Annotated in this window: 16 protein-coding genes and 2 pseudogenes; 14 read left to right on the forward strand and 4 right to left on the reverse strand. The window is 65.9% G+C overall.

Translation table 11 applies throughout. The features are described 5' to 3' along the window. Positions 1-130 precede the first annotated feature (130 nt). The 4 genes from OKW52_RS05720 (at position 131) to OKW52_RS05735 (ending at position 5,615) form a co-directional block, all read left to right on the forward strand. The gene (locus OKW52_RS05720; RefSeq protein WP_264504864.1) at positions 131-1,210 is read left to right on the forward strand and encodes an AraC family transcriptional regulator; all 1,080 of its coding nucleotides are present in this window, start codon (positions 131-133) and stop codon (positions 1,208-1,210) included. A gap of 131 nt (positions 1,211-1,341) precedes the next feature. Beyond that, on the forward strand, positions 1,342-2,448 hold the full coding sequence (locus tag OKW52_RS05725) for a hypothetical protein (RefSeq protein ID WP_264504865.1): 1,107 nt from the start codon (positions 1,342-1,344) through the stop codon (positions 2,446-2,448). After that, positions 2,445-4,844 carry a vWA domain-containing protein gene (locus OKW52_RS05730; RefSeq protein ID WP_264504866.1) on the forward strand — a complete coding sequence of 800 codons (2,400 nt, stop codon included), beginning with the start codon at positions 2,445-2,447 and terminating at the stop codon, positions 4,842-4,844. Before OKW52_RS05725 ends, OKW52_RS05730 begins: the two co-directional genes overlap by 4 nt. A 15-nt stretch (positions 4,845-4,859) precedes the next feature. Further along, complete coding sequence (locus OKW52_RS05735; RefSeq protein ID WP_264504867.1) at positions 4,860-5,615, forward strand: hypothetical protein; 756 nt, start codon at positions 4,860-4,862, stop codon at positions 5,613-5,615. Positions 5,616-5,713: 98 nt separating this feature from the next. Here the strand turns inward: OKW52_RS05735 and clpB are convergent. Further along, positions 5,714-8,308 (reverse strand): annotated as a pseudogene (clpB, locus tag OKW52_RS05740) (ATP-dependent chaperone ClpB); the annotation flags it as partial. Positions 8,309-8,485: 177 nt separating this feature from the next. Here clpB and OKW52_RS05745 point away from each other — a divergent pair. From OKW52_RS05745 to OKW52_RS05790, 10 genes and pseudogenes are all read left to right on the forward strand, one after another. Continuing rightward, positions 8,486-8,773, forward strand: coding sequence for a hypothetical protein (locus OKW52_RS05745; RefSeq protein ID WP_264504868.1), 288 nt, complete (start codon positions 8,486-8,488; stop codon positions 8,771-8,773). 76 nt (positions 8,774-8,849) lie between these two features. Further along, a complete protein-coding gene (locus tag OKW52_RS05750; protein ID WP_127105182.1) occupies positions 8,850-9,407 on the forward strand; it encodes a NifU family protein in 558 nt (185 codons plus the stop codon). Next, entirely contained in the window at positions 9,397-9,828 is a 432-nt protein-coding gene (tsaB, locus tag OKW52_RS05755; protein WP_264504869.1) for a tRNA (adenosine(37)-N6)-threonylcarbamoyltransferase complex dimerization subunit type 1 TsaB, read from the forward strand. Before OKW52_RS05750 ends, tsaB begins: the two co-directional genes overlap by 11 nt. A gap of 236 nt (positions 9,829-10,064) precedes the next feature. Further along, a complete protein-coding gene (locus tag OKW52_RS05760; RefSeq protein ID WP_319800454.1) occupies positions 10,065-10,556 on the forward strand; it encodes a GNAT family N-acetyltransferase in 492 nt (163 codons plus the stop codon). A gap of 174 nt (positions 10,557-10,730) precedes the next feature. Beyond that, positions 10,731-11,726 carry a BMP family lipoprotein gene (locus OKW52_RS05765; protein WP_264504870.1) on the forward strand — a complete coding sequence of 332 codons (996 nt, stop codon included), beginning with the start codon at positions 10,731-10,733 and terminating at the stop codon, positions 11,724-11,726. A gap of 59 nt (positions 11,727-11,785) precedes the next feature. After that, positions 11,786-13,318 (forward strand): ABC transporter ATP-binding protein, encoded by a 1,533-nt coding sequence (locus OKW52_RS05770; protein ID WP_264507662.1) that lies wholly within the window; start codon positions 11,786-11,788, stop codon positions 13,316-13,318. Beyond that, entirely contained in the window at positions 13,315-14,412 is a 1,098-nt protein-coding gene (locus OKW52_RS05775; RefSeq protein ID WP_264504871.1) for an ABC transporter permease, read from the forward strand. Before OKW52_RS05770 ends, OKW52_RS05775 begins: the two co-directional genes overlap by 4 nt. 1 nt (position 14,413) lies before the next feature. After that, a complete protein-coding gene (locus OKW52_RS05780) occupies positions 14,414-15,379 on the forward strand; it encodes an ABC transporter permease (protein ID WP_264504872.1) in 966 nt (321 codons plus the stop codon). Positions 15,380-15,479: 100 nt separating this feature from the next. Then, positions 15,480-16,459: pseudogene (locus OKW52_RS05785) on the forward strand (sulfite exporter TauE/SafE family protein). Beyond that, positions 16,401-17,189 carry a TIGR02186 family protein gene (locus OKW52_RS05790; RefSeq protein ID WP_264504873.1) on the forward strand — a complete coding sequence of 263 codons (789 nt, stop codon included), beginning with the start codon at positions 16,401-16,403 and terminating at the stop codon, positions 17,187-17,189. Before OKW52_RS05785 ends, OKW52_RS05790 begins: the two are co-directional and overlap by 59 nt. A gap of 4 nt (positions 17,190-17,193) precedes the next feature. On the opposite strand, the gene OKW52_RS05795 is transcribed toward OKW52_RS05790, so the two are convergent. The 3 genes from OKW52_RS05795 to OKW52_RS05805 form a co-directional block, all read right to left on the reverse strand. Then, positions 17,194-17,337 carry an entericidin A/B family lipoprotein gene (locus tag OKW52_RS05795; protein ID WP_127105176.1) on the reverse strand — a complete coding sequence of 48 codons (144 nt, stop codon included), beginning with the start codon at positions 17,335-17,337 and terminating at the stop codon, positions 17,194-17,196. Between the two features lie 62 nt (positions 17,338-17,399). Then, positions 17,400-18,134, reverse strand: a complete 735-nt coding sequence (locus OKW52_RS05800; RefSeq protein WP_264504874.1) for an SDR family oxidoreductase — start codon at positions 18,132-18,134, stop codon at positions 17,400-17,402. Then, the gene (locus tag OKW52_RS05805) at positions 18,134-18,370 is read right to left on the reverse strand and encodes an Lrp/AsnC family transcriptional regulator (RefSeq protein ID WP_264504875.1); all 237 of its coding nucleotides are present in this window, start codon (positions 18,368-18,370) and stop codon (positions 18,134-18,136) included. Before OKW52_RS05805 ends, OKW52_RS05800 begins: the two co-directional genes overlap by 1 nt. Positions 18,371-18,416: the final 46 nt, after the last annotated feature.

The following is an 18,416-nucleotide window of genomic DNA, read 5'->3' on the forward strand; positions in this document are numbered from 1 at the left end:
CATCGCGGATGCGGTTGGAGCTTTTGAGAATGACGGAGATGCCGGAAAAATTCAATGCCGGTGGCGGCCGCGCGCTCGCCTTCAGGTTTTGCTGGACAGCCGCTGCTCGCGCAGCCTAATTTTAGTCGCGATGCCCCTATTTTCCATCGCAACTTCAGAGCTGGATACACGGTCCCGTGTCGCGGGTTTTCAGGACACGGTGGCCGAGCTGTGCCGTCTCGAATTCACGCCTGACAGTCTTGAAGGGTTTCGGTCCTCGACGGCGATTGGCGTCTTGCCTGAGGTGATGCTGGGCTGGGGGCGGCATTCACCGTGCCGGGCCGTTCGCACCGCCGAACTGGCGGCGTCGGGGTCGGACAATGTCATGGTCCACTTCCCCCGCAGCGGCGCGTTCCGCATGCAACAGACCGGCGGCGCAGAGGTGATCTGCGAGCCGGGCCAGATCTATATCGACCCGAATGAAACCGCCGGGGTTTCGCGCTTTCTGGCGGACAGGACGGATGTCTTCTACATCTCGCTGCCGCGCCCGCTGGTGGCCGGGCTGCGGGGGATCAACGATCAGCTGAGAACCCGCCTTGATCTCACCCCGCAATGGCGACTGCTTCAACGCTATGGCGAGGCGCTGTTTGAGGATCTGCAAGAGCTGACACCCGATCAGCTGGCGCTGTCGTCAGCGCATCTGCACGATCTGGCGCTCTCGGCGTTCAGCACGCGTGACCCGGGGCCGTTGCCCGGAACGATGGCCGCGCGGTTGCGGTTGATCAAGGAGGATATCGCGGGCCTGTTGCACCACCCTGACCTGTCGCCGGGGCTTGTCGCTGCGCGGCACGGGATCTCGACGCGCTATCTGCGGATGATGTTCGCCGAGGAAAAGTCGAGCTTCCGCGCGCATGTTCTGGAAGCGCGTCTGCGTCGCGCCCATGCTGCCCTTTCGGCCGGCGAATCCGCCGGGCAGGCGATTTCCGACATCGCCGGTGCGGCCGGGTTTTCCGACCTGTCATGGTTCAACCAATGCTACCGGCGTCGTTTCGGCCAAACCCCGCGCGAGACGCGGACCGAAGCGGTTCTGGCCGTGCGGAGCCGCCACACGGCCTGGCGTCGTCGCGGGGTGTTCACAACTGCGACAGAAGCGGTGCGCTGGCGGCGGGTGTTTCCGCCCGGCCCTGTTTCCTGCCGTCCAGCCCAAGACGTGCGTCCCTTCGCCCGCTAGCGTTCCGGTTGAACGACAAGGGTCTGGGGTATGCGGTTTTTCTCGATGTTTCCGGCGATTGCATGGTCGCCGGGGCGCGCCATGACGGGCGCAGATGGAAGCGTGGCGCTGTCTAATGGGTGGGACGTGGCATGACTGGCCCTGCGGTTGCGCCGCCACCACGGGGCACGTTGCTTGGGCTGCTCGCCCGGCTTGGCGGGCCGCATCGGCGGGGCCGTCAGTTCGGCTCGCTTGGCCGCCCACGGCAGCCCGGGCCGGTGCTGCCAGAGGAACAGTTGGCGGGCTTGCAGGCACGCCTTGGCCCGGTGCTGGCCCGTCTCGACGCGGAACGGCGGGCGTGGATCCGACAGACCGAGCGTGAGCTGCGGCTTGCCGCCGGGGCGGCGGCGCTTGTCGGTCTGGGGCTTGGCTGGAGCATGGGCGGGCCGGTTACGGGCCTGGCGCTGATGCTGGGCGGGGCGGGCTTTGCGCTTTTGCTTCTGATGGGCCGGGCGCAGGGTACAACGCGCGAGGCGGCCAAACAGGCCATCGCCGAGGTGCTGGCACCCGAGCTGATCGGCCTTTCCCCGGTGCCACCGGACGCGCGGGCGCGACGTTTCACGCCCGAACGGCTGGCGGGGTGGGGGTTGCCCGGCCCTGTCCATACCGTCACCGTGGATGAATGCCTGACGGGTGAGCGGGCCGGGTTCAGCGTCTCAATCGCCCGGGTCGGGATGTTTTTTGGCAACGAAAACAACCGCACGGCCGAGGTGGGCGGCGGTGCCTGCTTTGTCGTGGCCGAGCTGACGGCACCCGGCGAGGCCGAGGGTGACGCGACCGTTGTCATCCCGCAGGACGCGGCGCTGGCGTTTCGCACTGCCCCGTCCGCCGGTCGCCCGCCCGCTGCGGCGACGGGCGATGCGGATTTTGACGCGCGCTACCGGGTCCATGGCGATCCTTCGCCGCTTGGCCCCGAAGCCCGCGCAGCCTTTGCGGCGCTTGAGGCCGTGGCCCGCGCCGATCCGACCTGCACCCGTGACGTCACCCCCGGCACGGGCCTGCGCCCCTTTGTGATCCTGCGGCCCGGCCGGGTCACCGTGCTGACACCGCTTGCGCTTTTCGACGGCGCGTTCGAGCCGCCGCCCTTCTGGGCCGCGCTCGACGCGGCTTCCCTTACCCCACGCTTCGCCTCGGACCTGTTGATCCTGAACGATCATCTGGCCGCCGCGACGATCTTGACGAAAGGACTTTTCCGATGATCCGCCCCTCTCGACTTCTGGCCGGGCTTTGCCTTGCCACGGTCCTGTCCACCCCGGCCCTCGCCGAACGGGTCTCGGTTCTGGTCTTCGACGCCTCGGGTTCGATGTGGAACCGGGTCGAGGGCGACCAGAGCCGGGTCGAAGTCGCCCGCGACGTCATCAGCGACTATTTCGCCAGCCGGGACGCAGCGGTGCCGCTTTCGGTCATCGCGTATGGCCACAACCGGCGCGGCGATTGTCGCGATATCGAGATCGTGGCCCCGATGGGGCAGGGGACACCGGCCGAGCTGGAACGCCGTCTGCGCGGGCTGATGCCACGGGGCATGACACCGCTGACCGACAGTCTGGCGCTGGCGCGCGACCAGATCCCGCCGACGGCCGAGGCGGCGGACATCATCCTTGTCACCGACGGGTTGGAAACCTGCGAGGGCGATCCCTGCGCCTTGGCCGCGACGCTGGCCGCCGAGGGGATCGACATCCGCGCGCATGTGGTGGGTTTCGGCCTGAGCCGGGTGGAGCTTGAGGGACTGTCGTGCATCACCGAGCAGACCGGCGGGATGATGTTCGACACCAATTCCGGCGCGGAACTGGCCGATGCCTTGCGGCAGGTCAGTACGGCTGAGCTCATCCCCGCGCCGGAACCGGAACCCGCACCCGCACCCGCACCCGAAGCGGTTTTCGACATCGGCGACCGGGCCGAGGCAGGGTTCGCCTATGCGATCCGCTGGAATGGCGAGGCGACCAACGTCGATTACATGGGCTTCGTGCCGCAAGGCGAGAGCGACGCCACGGTGGGCCCGGCCTATGGCACGATCGGCGGCACCTCGCGCCAGCCGCACAACCCGGTCCGTCTCACGGCACCAAGGGAGCCCGGGCCCTATGACCTGATCCTGCGCACGGCACGTGACGGGGTCATCGCGCGGCAGGCCATTGAGGTTGTGGCACCTCATATCGGGTTCGAGGCCGTGGGCTCGGTCGAGCCGGGAAGCCGGGTACGCTTTGCGTTCCGGGGGCCTGAGCGTGTCGAGGAACGCATCGTCATCGCCCGGCCCGGCGACCCGCTGGACGCGCAGATCGGCGATTGGGGCTATGCGTTGCACAAGAACGGCGTGATCACCCTGACCGTGCCGCAAGAGCCCGGCGCCTACGAGATCCGCTACCTGGCGCGGGGTCGGTCCGAGATCCTGTTTGCGCGCGGGTTCGGCGTGGGCGTGCCCTTCGTGGACGACGACCTTACAACCGCCGCAGGGCTTGCGGCCTCGGCGGCGGCGGCCACGCAGGGCGATGCGTCGCAGGATGACATCGGCGCGGTGTCTGCGACCTTCCGCCTGCCAGATGGTGTGCAAGACAGCGCCGTGTCGTGGGACGGGATCCCGCTTGACCCGGACATGGCGCCCGAGGCCTGGGCACCGGTGGAGACCGGGCGCGCCGTTTCGGGCCTGTTCGAGCCGGGCCGCTGGCGCATCACCGCCCGCGCGCCGGGCGAGGTGGTCTATTCCGCCGACGTCGCGATCTTTCCCGGCCAGCCCAATGACATCACGCTGTCCGTGGTAGAGGACGCGCTGGAGGGGGCCCTTGCCGGTGGCTGGACGGTCTGGGCGATTCCACCGCGCGCCGTTGATGATCAGCCGATGACCATGGCGCGGGTCATGCTGCGGCTTACCGACGAGCGGCAGGACTACACCGGCCAGATAAAACCCGGCCCCGGGATGGGGCCGGACGCGGTGCCGGGCGACCTGCTTTCGGTCGTGATCGAGGATGACACCCTGTCCATCGCGTTCGCGCAGCCCCGCATCGCGCCCGAGCCGCTGCGCCTTGCGCTCTCGCCTCAGGGTGCGGGGTTTGTGGGCACCCTTTTTGCCGGTCCTGAACGTCTGCCGGTGGCTTTCTGGCCCGAGGCGGTGCCGCAAGACCTGCCGCTCTGGCGCGATGCGGCCTTCGGGCCTGATAGCCCTGCGACACAAGACCCGTCCGACGGGGCCGAGAGTGCCTTTCGCTGCACCGAGGCCCGCTGCGCGGTGACCCTCGACGGGCTGACGGCGACGCTGGAACAGGGCTGGTCGATGACGCCACCCGCCTGGGTCGGCGCGACAGCCGGGGCGCATCCGCTCTCAGCGCCCCGGGTCGATTTCTACGGCCCGGGCGGGGCAAGCCTGCATCTCAACCCGCATCAATGGCTGGTCAGCAACGGCCCGTGCCTCGCGACGGCGGCGGGGCCTCTCTGCCGCTTCCACGACAGTCCCACCGCTGCCGCCGAACCGCTCGCGCAATCGCTTGCCCTTGTGGCGCGCAAGGGGGCGGTGCGCCTGCGCCTGCGCAGCCGGGGCTTGTCCCGGTTCCGCTGCCCGAGGGGCTTGATGCCGATGCGCTCCTTGACCTTCTCCTTCCCGGCCTGACCACGGAGTGATGCCATGACGACCGCTTTTCTTTCCCCTGTGCTGACAGCGCTTGCCGGTCTCTCGCTGATGGCGCTGCCCGGGGTCGCGCAGGATCTGCCCCGGCTGTCGAACGGTGTGACACGGGTCGATGCGGCGGGCCTGATCGTCGCCACCTGCCGGACGGGCGAGGGCTGCCACTGTTACCAGTCCAACCATTCCCTCGCGACGCTGGAGACGCAGACCGATATCGCGCCGCCCGAGGGTCTGGTGAACCCGATCCTCGTGCGGACCGGCGACGGGGTCTTTTGGACCGGCGAGAGTGGCCACGCTATCGACCTTCTTTATGGCGGCGACGGGCTTTGCGATCCGCAGGTGTTTCCGGCCGAGGAAACCGGGCTGCCCCGTAACGGCCCGTGGACGATGACGATCACCGGCAACAGCCTGTCCGGCTGTCCGGCGCAGGTTGCCTCGGCCATTGCGGGCGCGATCGATCTGGGCGGGAGCGAGCGGCGCAGTATCGTCTGGCCGCGCCCCTTCTCGATGGCACCCCTGACCGCCGACAACCCGGCGGCTGGCCCGTGGATCGATCAGGGCGGCGGCGTGTGGCACAATGAGGTGTTCAGCGTGAACGGCGCACTGGGCCGCAATGCCCAAGTGTCGATGACCGCGCGCATCGTCAGTCCGGTCGAGATTGCGCTGACGCAGGTCTTCTCGATGGACGTGCTGGCGATCCTCACCGGCGAGGCCTGCCGCTCGACAACCCAGGCGCGGCTGCGGTTCGCGGGCTGAGCAGGCGATCTGCAGTTTCCGCTCAGCGACCCCTGAGGCCGATTGAAGAAAGGCGCCGGTTTCCCGGCGCCTTTAATCTCAGTGAACCACTTTCCCCGCGGCTGGTCGTCATCATCGGCATGGGTCTGCCCGTTGATGATCAACCCCTCAGGCCCTGCCGAGACCGGCACCGTGGTGCCGTCGAGCACGTCGCCCGACAGCAGCATCTGCGCCAGCGGGTCTTGCAGATAGCGCTGGATCACCCGTTTGAGCGGGCGCGCGCCATAGACCGGGTCATAGCCCTTGTCGGCCAGCCAGACCCGTGCCGCGTCGTCGAGATCGAGCGCGATCTTGCGCGATTCCAGCCGCTTGAGCAGGCGCTTCATCTGGATCTTGACGATCCCGTCCATGTCCACCCGCTTGAGCCGGTCGAAGATGATCGTCTCATCCAGACGGTTCAGGAACTCGGGCCGGAAGTGGGCGCGGACGGCCTCCATCACATGCGCCTTGGCCTCGTTCACGTCGGTGCCGTCGGGCAGGTGGCTGAGCGCTTGGCTACCCAGGTTCGAGGTCAGGATGATCAGCGTCTGTTTGAAGTCCACCGTGCGCCCGTGGCTGTCGGTCAGGATGCCGTCATCAAGCACCTGCAACAGCACGTTGAACACGTCGGGGTGGGCTTTCTCCACCTCGTCAAACAGCACCACCTGATAGGGCCGGCGGCGAACGGCTTCGGTCAGCACGCCGCCCTCGTCATAGCCGACATAGCCCGGAGGCGCGCCGATCAGCCGGGCGACCGAATGTTTCTCCATGAATTCGGACATGTCGATGCGCACCATGGCGCTGTCGTCGTCAAAGAGGAACTCGGCCACCGCCTTGGTCAGCTCGGTCTTGCCCACGCCGGTGGGGCCCAGAAACAGGAAGGAACCCAGCGGACGGTTCTCATCATTCAGACCCGCGCGCGCCCGGCGCACCGCGTTGGCGACGGCGTGGACAGCGTGGTTCTGGCCGATGACCCGCTTGTGCAGACCCTCTTCCATGCGCAACAGCTTGTCGCGCTCGCCCTCCAGCATCCGCGTGGTGGGGATGCCGGTCCAGCGCTCGACCACCTCGGCGATCTGCTCGGGGCGCACGGCGTCGCCGACCATCTTCTCGGTCTCGCGCGCCTCGGCCTCGGCCAGCGCGCGCTCCAGCTCGGGGATGCGGCCGTATTGCAGCTCACCCGCCTTGGCGAAGTCGCCGACCCGCTTGGCGGTGTCCAGATCGATGCGGGCCTTCTCAAGCTTCTCCTTGATACCGCGCGCCGCTTCCAGCATGTCGCGCTCGGCCTGCCATTGGCCGGTCATCTCGGAGGATTGCTGCTGCAGCTCGGACAGCTCGACCTCGATCTTGGACAGACGGTCGCGGCTGGCCGCGTCGTCTTCCTTGCGCAGGGCTTCGACCTCGATCTGCTTTTGCAGGATGTCGCGGTCCAGCGCGTCCAGCTCTTCGGGCTTGCTGTCGATCTGCATGCGCAGGCGCGAGGCGGCCTCGTCGATCAGGTCGATGGCCTTGTCGGGCAGGAAGCGGTCGGTGATGTAGCGATGCGAGAGCGTCGCCGCCGCCACCAGCGCCGAATCGGCGATGCGCACGCCGTGGTGCAGCTCGTATTTTTCCTTGATGCCGCGCAGGATGGACACGGTATCCTCGACCGTCGGTTCTTCAACCACGATGGGCTGGAACCGGCGGGCCAGCGCCGCGTCTTTTTCGACGTATTTGCGGTATTCATCCAGGGTGGTGGCACCGATGCAATGCAGCTCACCCCGCGCCAGCGCCGGTTTGATCAGGTTGGCGGCGTCCATCGCGCCCTCGGATTTACCGGCGCCGACCAGCGTGTGCATTTCGTCGATGAACAGGATGATCTCGCCCGCCGCGGCGGTGATCTCGCCCAGCACGCCTTTCAGCCGCTCCTCGAACTCGCCGCGGTATTTCGCCCCGGCGATCAGCGCGCCCATGTCCAGCGCCATCAGCGTCTTGTCGCGCAGGGATTCAGGCACATCGCCATTGATGATGCGCAGCGCCATGCCCTCGGCAATCGCGGTTTTACCCACGCCGGGTTCGCCGATCAGCACCGGGTTGTTCTTGGTGCGGCGGCTGAGCACCTGCATGGCGCGGCGGATTTCCTCGTCGCGGCCGATGATCGGGTCGATCTTGCCATCGCGCGCGGCCTGCGTCAGGTCGCGGGCGTATTTCTTCAGCGATTCATAGGTATCCTCGGCGCTGGCGGAATCCGCCGTGCGGCCTTTGCGGATGTCGTTGATCGCGGCGTTGAGCGCCTGCGCGGTCACGCCGCCGGCATCCAGCGCGTCCTTGGCGGCGGATTTCACCAGCGCCAGCGCCATCAGCACACGCTCGACCGGGACATAGCTGTCCCCGGCTTTCTGCGCCAGTTTCTCGGCCTCATCCAGCACGCGGGCGACGGCGCTGTCGGTATAAACCTGCCCCGCATCGCCCGAGACCTTGGCGTGCTTGCCCACCGCGAGATCGACGGCCTGAAGGACCTGTTCGGGCTTGCCGCCCGCGCGGCGGATCAGGTTGGCGGCCATGCCCTGATCGTCATCCATCAGGGCCTTGAGCAGGTGTTCGGGCGTCAGCCGCTGGTGCTGTTCGCGCGCGGCGATGGTGTTGGCGGCCTGCAGGAACCCGCGGGCGCGCTCCGTGAACTTTTCAAGGTTCATCGCATTCTTCCTTTCAAGCGCCCGGCTGGCGCGGCACGCCCGACCATCGGCGCGTGCCCCTGGCGGGCCTCGGATCTTATGTGGGGGGCGAAATCCCCCTGATCAAGAGAGCGTTTGTTAACCGGACAGAAACCTCTGGCGCGCAGGATCAGGAAAAAGCCATGCGGGAGAACCACCATGCTTAACCGCGCTCTGCGATTGCCAACGCGGGCGTTTGTTCAGGTCCGCTCGCCCCGCGGGGCGTTCGACGCGACGCTTGGGAACCTGTCGGCAGCGGGCGCGCGGCTGGTCGGAATACCCGAACGAACGATCATCGTCGGCGACTGGATCGGCATTCACTGTGTCGGGCAAAATTATTCGGCCGAAGTGCGCTGGCATTTCGACGATACCTGCGGGCTGATGTTCGAAGAACCGCTCAGCGAGTATCAGATTATGACCATTCTGGGCTCACGCGTGGCGCTGTGACGGCGTGCCGCCCCCGGCTTCCTTGACTTGAACCCCCGGCAGTCTCATATCCGGGGTCAAACCGGAGGCCTGTGCCATGTTCATCCAAACCGAATCCACCCCGAACCCCGCCACGCTGAAATTCCTGCCGGGGCAGGACGTCCTCGGCCAGGGAACGGCTGATTTCCCCGAGGCTGCCGCCGCCAGCGCCTCGCCGCTGGCCCGCGCGATCTTCGCCGCACCCGGCGTGACCGGCGTGTTCCTGGGGGCTGACTTCATCACCGTCACCAAGGCCGAGGCCAATGACTGGTCGCATGTAAAACCCGCCATCCTGGGCGCGATCCTTGAGCATTTCCAATCCGGCCGCCCCGCGATCGAGGGTGAGGCCGAAGCGGCCCATGCCGTGCAGGAAGGCCCGGACGGCGAGATCGTCGATCAGATCAAGGAATTGCTCGATACCCGCGTGCGCCCGGCTGTGGCGCAGGACGGCGGCGACATCACTTTCCACGGTTTCGACCGGGGCGTGGTCTATCTGCACATGAAGGGCGCCTGCGCGGGCTGCCCGTCGTCAACGATGACGCTGAAAATGGGCATCGAGAACCTGCTGCGCCACTATATCCCCGAAGTGACCGAGGTCCGGCAGGTTGCCGTCTGATACCGTCCTTGGCTTCGACAGCTCGGGCGGCTGGATCGCCGCGGCCCTGATCCGCGGCGATACCGTACTGGCCGAGCGTTTCACGCCGCTGGCCAAAGGGCAGGGCGAGGCGCTGATGCCTGCGCTCAAGGCCCTTCTGGTTGAGGCGGGCGTCGACTGGTCCGACCTCGCTGCCATCGGGGCGGGCATCGGGCCGGGCAATTTTACCGGCATCCGCATCACCACCGCCGCCGCGCGCGGGCTGGCGCTGGGGCTGGGCATCCCGGCGATCGGGGTGAACCGGTTCGAGGCGCTCGCGCTCGATGGCCCCGACCTGCCCACCGTCGTCCCCGCCCTGCGCGGCCAGGTCTGGGTCCAGACCCACGGCCAGCCCCCGGCGCTGACCGACACCCCCCGGCCACCGGTATCGGCGACGGTCTGACGCCGCCCGCACACCCCCTCGCCGTTGCCATCGCCCGCCTCGCCGACGCCCGCCGCCACAGCCCGCAGCCGCGCCCCGCGCCGCTCTACCTGCGCGACGCTGACGCCGCCCCACCGTCCGAGCAACCGCCCGCCCTCATCGGCTAAGCCACTCATCTGTCCCCAAATATCCTGGGGGGTGAATTTGGCGAAGCCAAAGAGGGGGGCAACGCCCCCCTTGCCCGGTCGCCCGAAGACATGACGCTGAAAGCGTCAGGGGCCGCGGGCGAAACCCTTCCCCCGCAGCCCCCGACGCGCTATCCCCGCCGCATGACCCCTGACGCGCTTGCCACTCTGCACGGCCGCTGTTTCACCGCGCCCCCGCCGTGGAGCGCGCGCAGTTTTGCCAATCTGCTCGACAGCCCCTTTACCTTTCTCACCCACGATCCGCAGGGCCGCGCCTTCGCGCTGGGCCGGGTCATTGCCGGAGAGGCCGAGCTGCTCACCCTCGCCACCGATCCCGATGCGCGCCGACAGGGCCTTGCGCGCGCGCAGCTGGCCGCGTTTGACGCAGGCGCAAAGGCGCGCGGGGCCGGGACCGCGTTTCTTGAGGTCGCCGAGGACAATACCGCCGCCCGCGCGCTGTATGAGGGGGCCGGATGGGTGCAGACCGGGCGCAGACCGGCGTATTACGTCGCTGTCGACGGGCGCAGTGTCGCCGCATTGATCCTTTGCAAGTCGCTCGCCTGACAATTAACCTTGCTGTTGCCAGACGATTCCCCTGACTTGTCCGTTTGGTAAAATTTGCTTGACGGCTCATGCGCGCATGGACCTAGATTACCTATGAACCGAAAGTTCGGATCAGCCGCAAAAGAAGACGCGCTCTGGCGGCCCATGACGACCCAACTGGGAGAAAAAACCAACATGAAACTGACCCGCACCCTCTTCGGCGCGACCGCTGTTCTGGCTCTGATGACCGGCGCTGCGCTTGCCGATCCGGCCCTGATTTACGATCTTGGCGGTAAGTTCGACAAATCCTTTAACGAAGCCGCTTTTGGCGGGGCCGAGCGTTGGGCTGCCGAAACCGGCGGCACCTACCGCGACATCGAGATGCAGTCCGAAGCCCAGCGTGAGCAGGCGCTGCGTCGTCTGGCGGAATCGGGATCGAACCCAATCGTGATGACCGGCTTTGCCTTCAGCTCGGTGCTCGAGCAGGTCGCGCCTGACTATCCCGACACCACCTTTGCGATCATCGACGGCTATGTCGATGCGCCCAACGTGCGCAACATCAACTTCAGCGAGCACGAAGGCTCGTATCTGGTGGGCATGCTGGCCGCGATGGCCTCGGAAACCGGCACCGTCAGCTTCGTCGGCGGCATGGACATTCCGCTGATCCGTCGTTTCGCCTGTGGCTATGCGCAGGGCGCCGTGGCGGCGAATGCGGATGTCAACGTGATCGTCAACTACACCGGCACCACCCCGGCTGCCTGGAACGACCCGGTGCGCGGCGGTGAGATCACCTCGGCGCAGATCAGCCAGGGGTCGGACGTTGTCTATGCTGCTGCTGGCGGCACCGGTGTGGGCGTGCTGCAGACCGCCGCCGACAGCGGCATTCTGTCGATCGGCGTGGACAGCAACCAGAACTACATGCACCCGGGTCAGGTTCTGACCTCGATGCTCAAGCGCGTCGACAACGCCGTGTTTGACGTGTTCTCGGCCGGGACGGACGTTGAGACCGGCTCGTTCGTGATGGACCTCGCCTCGGGTGGCGTGGGCTGGGCGCTGGACGAGAACAACGAGTCGCTGATCACCGAAGACATGCGCGCCGCGATGGCCGCTGCCGAGGCGTCGATCGCATCGGGTGAGACGGTTGTTCATGACTATACGTCGGACAACTCGTGCCCTGTCTCGGTTGACTGAGGACCGGAACACATGGTCGCTGACGTGACCGGGGGGCGGCGGCAGACGCCGCCCCCGCCATCGAGCTTCGCGGGATATCGAAGGCATTCGGCCCGGTCCAGGCGAACAAGGACATCAACATCCGGGTGCGCAAGGGCACCATTCACGGGATCATCGGCGAAAACGGCGCGGGGAAATCCACGCTGATGTCGATCCTGTACGGGTTTTACCGGTCGGATTCAGGCGAGGTTCTGATCGACGGCAAACCCACCCAGATCACCGATTCACTGGCCGCGATCCGCGCCGGGATCGGCATGGTCTTTCAGCATTTCAAGCTGGTCGAGAATTTTACGGTTCTGGAGAACGTCATTCTGGGGGCCGAGGGCGGCGCGTTGCTGCAACCCTCGAAGGCGCGGGCACGCAAGTTGCTCACCCAGCTGGCCGATGATTATGAACTGAGCGTCGATCCCGATGCCGTGGTCGAGGATCTGAACGTCGGTCACCAGCAGCGGGTCGAGATCCTCAAGGCGTTGTACCGCCAGGCCAATATCCTCATTCTGGACGAGCCGACCGGGGTTCTGACCCCGGCCGAGGCCGACCATCTGTTCCGCATCCTGCGCGGGCTCAAGGAGCAGGGCAAGACGATCATCCTGATCACCCACAAGCTGCGCGAGATCATGGAAGTGACCGATGAGGTCAGCGTCATGCGGCGCGGCGAGATGGTGGCGACGGTGAACACGGCGGATACCAACCCGTCCGAACTGGCCGAGCTGATGGTCGGCCGCAAGGTGCTTCTGGACGTGCAAAAGACCCCGGCGCAGCCCGGCGAGGTCGTGGTGTCCGTCCGCAATCTGCAGGTCATCGACCGCCACGGGGTCGAGCGTCTGCGCGGCATTGATCTGGACGTGCGTGCGGGCGAGATCCTTGGCATCGCGGGCGTGGCTGGCAACGGTCAGTCGCAACTGCTTGAGGTGCTGGCGGGCATGATGCCGGGCACCGGCACGATGACCATGAACGGCGCGGACATGGACCTGAGCCTGCGGCGCGACAACGCGCGCACAAGGCGCGAGGACAGCATCGCGCATGTGCATGAGGATCGCCACCGCTGCGGGCTCATTCTGGATTTCATGGCGTGGGAAAACGTGGCTTTCGGCTATCACGACCGGCCCGAGTACCAGAAGAACGCGCTGCTGATGGATAATGCCGCGATCCTTGAGGATGCCAAGGGCAAGATCGAGCGGTTCGACGTGCGCCCGCCCAATCCGATGCTGACCGCCGAAAGCTTCTCGGGCGGGAACCAGCAGAAGATCGTTCTGGCCCGCGAGATCGAGCGCAACCCCGATCTGCTGCTGGTCGGCCAGCCGACGCGCGGCGTGGACATCGGCGCAATCGAGTTCATCCACAAGCGGCTGATCGAACTGCGCGATCAGGGCAAGGCGATCCTGCTGGTCTCGGTCGAGCTGGACGAGATCCTGTCGCTGTCGGACCGCATCATCGTGATGTTCGATGGCAAGATCATGGGCGAGCGCGATCCTGAACAGACCAACGCGCAAGAACTGGGTCTGCTGATGGCCGGTGTGGTCGGAGACTCGGTCACGGGGGACGCCGCATGAGCAGCCGAAACATGCCGAAATGGGCCGATGTCCTGCTGGTCCCGCTGTTCTCGCTGGTGATCGCCTTCGCGATCTCGGCGCTGGTCATTCTGGCGATTGGCGAAGACCCGATCAGGGCGATGGAGCTGATGGTCACCGGCTCGCTGGGGTCGACCTATGGCTGGGGCTATACGCTTTACTATACCACCAACTTCCTGCTGACCGGTCTGGCCGTGTCGATCGCGTTTCAGGCCAAGCTGTTCAACATCGGCGGCGAAGGTCAGGCGCTGATCGGCGGTCTGGGCGTGGCACTGGTCTGTCTGTATGTGCCCTGGCCGAACTGGTGGACGGCGATGATCGGGGCCATCCTTGCCTCGGCTGTATTTGGCGCGCTATGGGCGGCGATCCCGGCGTATCTGCAGGCCAGACGCGGCAGCCATATCGTCATCACCACGATCATGTTCAACTTCATCGCCGCCTCGGTGCTGAACTACATGCTCAGCCATGTGCTGCGCCCGCCCGCGTCGATGGACCCGGCGACCGCGCGCTTTGCGTCCGAGCTGCGGCTGCCGCGTCTGGCCGATGTGCTTGAGCCCTTCGGTATCGCATTTTCGCGCTCGGGTCCGGCCAACGTGATGCTGTTTGTGGCGCTGGCGTTTTGTGTGCTGGCCTATGTGATGATGTCGCGCACCAAGCTGGGCTTCGAGATCCGCGCCTTTGGTCAGTCCGAACCGGCCGCGCATTATGCCGGGATCAGCGCGTTCAGGATCATCATGATCGCGATGCTCATCTCGGGCGCGCTGTCGGGGGTGATGGCGGTGAACTCGGTCATGGGCGGGCCGCAGCGGCTGGTGATGAACGCGGTCGAAGGGGCGGGCTTTATCGGCATCGCCGTGGCGCTGATGGGGCGCTCGCATCCCATCGGCATCATCGCCCCGGCGCTGCTGTTCGGCTTCCTGTTTCAGGGCGGCTCGGAACTGGCGATCGAAACCACGATCCCGCGCGAGATGATCGTGATCATTCAGGCTTTGGTGATCATGTTCACGGGCGCCTTGGACAATCTGGTCAGGCAGCCGCTTGAAGCGATGTTTGCCCTGGGCCGGAGGAAGAGCTGACATGGATCTTGCAACCATTGTCCAGATTCTGGAATCCACCCTGCGGCTGGCCACGCCCTTGTTGTTCACCTGTCTTGCCGGGCTGTTTTCCGAGCGCGCGGGCATTTTCGACATCGGGCTTGAGGGCAAGCTGCTGGTCGCTGCATTCTTTTCGGCGGCCTTTGCGTTCTACACCGGTTCGGCATGGCTGGGTCTGCTGGCGGGCATCGCGGCCTCGGTCGTGTTTGCGCTGATCCATGGCTTTGCCTCGATCACCTTCCGGGGCAATCAGCTGATCTCGGGTGTGGCGATCAACTTTCTGGCGGCAGGCATGACGGTGGTCGTGGCGCAGAGCCTGTTCCATCAGGGCGGGCGCACGCCGCCGCTGTCGGGTAATGCCCGGTTCGAACGGATCGATCTGCCCTTCGCCGATGCGCTGCGCGATGTGCCGGTGATCGGGCCGCTGTACAGCAACGTGCTGTCGGGCAATTCGGTGCTGGTCTATCTGGGCCTGCTGGCCGTGCCGCTGACGTGGTGGGTGCTGTATCGCACGCGCTTTGGCCTGCGGTTGCGTGCCGTGGGTGAGAACCCGGCGGCGGTGGACACGGCGGGCGTGTCGGTGGTGCGGATGCGCTATTACGCGGTGATCATCGCGGGGGTGCTGTGCGGCATCGGCGGGGCGTATCTGTCGACCTCGCTGGCGGCGGGTTTCGTCAAGGATATGTCGGCGGGGCGGGGCTATATCGCGCTGGCCGCGCTGATCTTCGCCAAGTGGCGCCCGTGGCAGGCGCTGGTCGCGGTGCTGCTGTTTGGCATGCTCGAAGCCATCGCGAACCGCTGGCCCAATCTGGATCTGGGCCTGATCACCCTGCCCAACCAGTTCATGGCGGCGCTGCCCTATATCCTGACCGTGGTCATTCTGGCCGGGTTCGTCGGCAAGGCCATTCCGCCGCGTGCCGGGGGCGAGCCTTACGTGAAAGAGCGGTGAAAACAGCCCCGGCCTGCCGTTTTTGGCCGGGGCGTTTCACCGGGCGAAATATTGTCTCAAAGCCCCTGTAAAACGCAGGGGCTTTGTCCTATTCAGACTCATGTTGGTCTATCTTCCCATTGCCGAGATCTCGACGAGATCTGTTCACCCTGCTGGGGGTTGGAGCAGGGGTCGGCATGTTGTCGGGCATGTTCGGGGTCGGTGGCGGCTTTCTGATCACGCCCTTGCTGTTCTTCATCGGCATTCCGCCCGCTGTCGCCGTGGCAACCGGGGCGAGATCAGGTGGTGGCCTCGTCCATCTCGGGCGTGCTGGCGCATCTGCGGCGCAAGACGGTCGATCTGAAGATGGGCACGGTGCTGCTGATCGGCGGCCTCATCGGCTCGTCCATCGGGATCGTGCTGTTCCGCTGGCTGAGCGCGCTGGGGCAGATCGATCTGGCCGTTCAGCTGTCGTATGTGCTGTTTCTGGGCGTGGTCGGCACGCTGATGCTGCAGGAAAGCCTGCGCGCGTGGTATCGCACCAAGAAGACCGGCAGCGGGCGGCGCAAGGCGCACAAGCACACCTGGGTGCATTCGCTGCCGTTCAAGATGAAATTCCGCGTGTCGGGTCTGTATATCAGCGTGATCCCGCCCTTGCTGGTCGGCGCGTCGGTGGGCGTTTTGTCGGCGGTGATGGGCGTTGGTGGCGGGTTCATCATGGTGCCCGCGATGATCTATCTGCTGGGCATGCCCACCAAGGTGGTTGTCGGCACCTCGTTGTTCCAGATCATTTTCACCACGGCCTATACCACGGTGATGCATGCGGTCACCGGGCACTCGGTCGACATCATGCTGGCCTTCTTCCTCATTCTGGGCGGCGTGATCGGTGCGCAGTTCGGCACGCAGATCGGTCTGCGGCTGAAGGCCGAGCAGTTGCGCATTCTGCTGGCGCTGCTGGTCATGGCGGTCTGTATCAAGGTCGGTCTGGATCTGCTGATCCAACCCGACGAGCTGTATTCCATCCGCATCGCGGGGGGCCGTGATGCGGGGGCTGCTGTTGATCGCGCTGATCCTGCTGTCGCTGCCCGCGCGCGCCAGTGAGATCGTCGGCGCGCTGAGTCAGAACCGCGTGTCGCTGACGGCGAATTTTTCGGGGTCCGAGATCCTGATCTTTGGCGCGATCCGCCGGACGGCTGAAGAGGTCACGATTCAAGAGGCCGACGAGGCTGCCGGGTCCGAGGATTTCGACGTCATCGTGGTGATCGAGGGCCCGCGTCAAGCGGTCGAGGTCTGGCGCAAAGAGCGCCGGGCGGGGATCTGGATGAACGTGGATTCGGTCGGCATGGCGTCGGTGCCGTCGTTCTACGCCGTGGCCAGCACGCAGCCGCTGAACCAGATCCTGTCGCCCGAGGCCGACGAGGCGTTTCGCATTTCGGCGCGTCAGGCGATCCGGGCGGAACAGGTCGGTGACGGCTCGCCCGAGACCTTGCTGTTCGCCGAGGCACTGATGCGCATCCGCGAGCAGTCGGAACAATATCTGTCGCTGGACCGGTTCGTTCACATCGACCGCGACATCCTGTTTCGGACCAATGTCCGGCTTCCGTCGAATTTGACCGAGGGTGCTTATACGACGCGGATGTATCTGGTGCAGGACGGGCAGGTGGTCAGCCAGTTCCGCACGGCGATCTTTGTGCGCAAGGACGGGATCGAGCGGTGGCTGCACGAACTGGCCTATGACCAGCCATTTCTGTACGGCCTGCTCGCTCTCGTCATTGCGCTGATTGCAGGATGGGGGGCGTCGGCGCTGTTCCGGATTATCCGGCAGCAGTGACGCTTCAGAGCTGGGCTTGGGTCTGGCGGGCTTCCTGGCTCACGGTTTGACCGGCGCTTTGCAGGTCACGGCCCGCACCTTCGACGGTTTCACAGGCGCTCAGGGTCAGAACGGCAGCAATCAGGCTCAGAATGGCAAAGGGTTTCATCGCGGTCATCTCCGGGTAGTGGACGTTTCGATGACAACGCAGACCCCCCGTGACTGGTTCCGTCACCCGCGCCCGATAAAGGGCATATTTGTTGCCATCACCGTCAGGAACGGCACATTCGTGCCCGCCGGTTGCGTCGCCATATAGAGCACCGCCTGCGCGACCTCGCCCACGTCCATCATCGGTTCGGCCTTGATCGATCCGTCGGCCTGCGGCACGCCCTTCGAGATGCTGGCCGCCAGATCGGTGCGGGCGTTGCCGATGTCGATCTGCCCGGCGGCGATGTCGAAGGGGCGGCCATCCAGTGCCAGCGTCTTGGTCAGCCCGGTGACGGCGTGTTTGGTGGCGGTATAGGCGACCGAGCCGGGGCGCGGCGCATGGGCCGAGATCGAGCCGTTGTTGATGATGCGCCCGCCCTGCGGATCTTGCGCGCGCATCTGCCGGAACGCGGCGCGGGCGCATAGGAACATGCCGGTCAGGTTCACATCGACCATGCCGCGCCAGTCGGCGACTGACATCTCGTCGATCAGCTGGCCGGGCAGCATCTTGCCGGCGTTGTTGAACAGCGCGTCGATGCGGCCAAAGCGGGCCGCGATGGCGGCAAAGGCTGCGTCTACCTGCGCCTCATCGGTCACGTCGCAGGGCAGGGCCAGCGCGTAGGGGTCGTCGCCCGCCACCTGCGCCAGTGTGTCGGCGTTGCGGGCCAAGAGGGCGACCTGCCAGCCTTGCTTGAGAAACCGCTCGGCGGTGGCGCGGCCGATCCCGGCGCTGGCCCCGGTGATGACGATGACCGGCATCAGAACGCCTTGTAGGTCATGGTGGTCAGCGTTCGCGAGATGCCCGGCACGTCGAACAGTTTTTCGCTGAGGTAATGGCCGACGTCCTCGCCTTCGGGGATATAGACCTTGGCCATCAGATCCCAGTCGCCCGAGGTCGAGAACAGCTCGGACACCACCTCGCGGTCGTAGATGGCGCTGGCGACCTCGTAGGTTTTGCCGGGGATGCAGCGGAACTGGACAAAGACGCAATACATGCGGGAAGCCTCCTGAATTTGGCTCAGGTTACGGCAGCGCGCGCAG

The sequence above is a fragment of the Pararhodobacter zhoushanensis genome, from assembly GCF_025949695.1.
GTDB classification, from domain to species: domain Bacteria; phylum Pseudomonadota; class Alphaproteobacteria; order Rhodobacterales; family Rhodobacteraceae; genus Pararhodobacter; species Pararhodobacter zhoushanensis_A.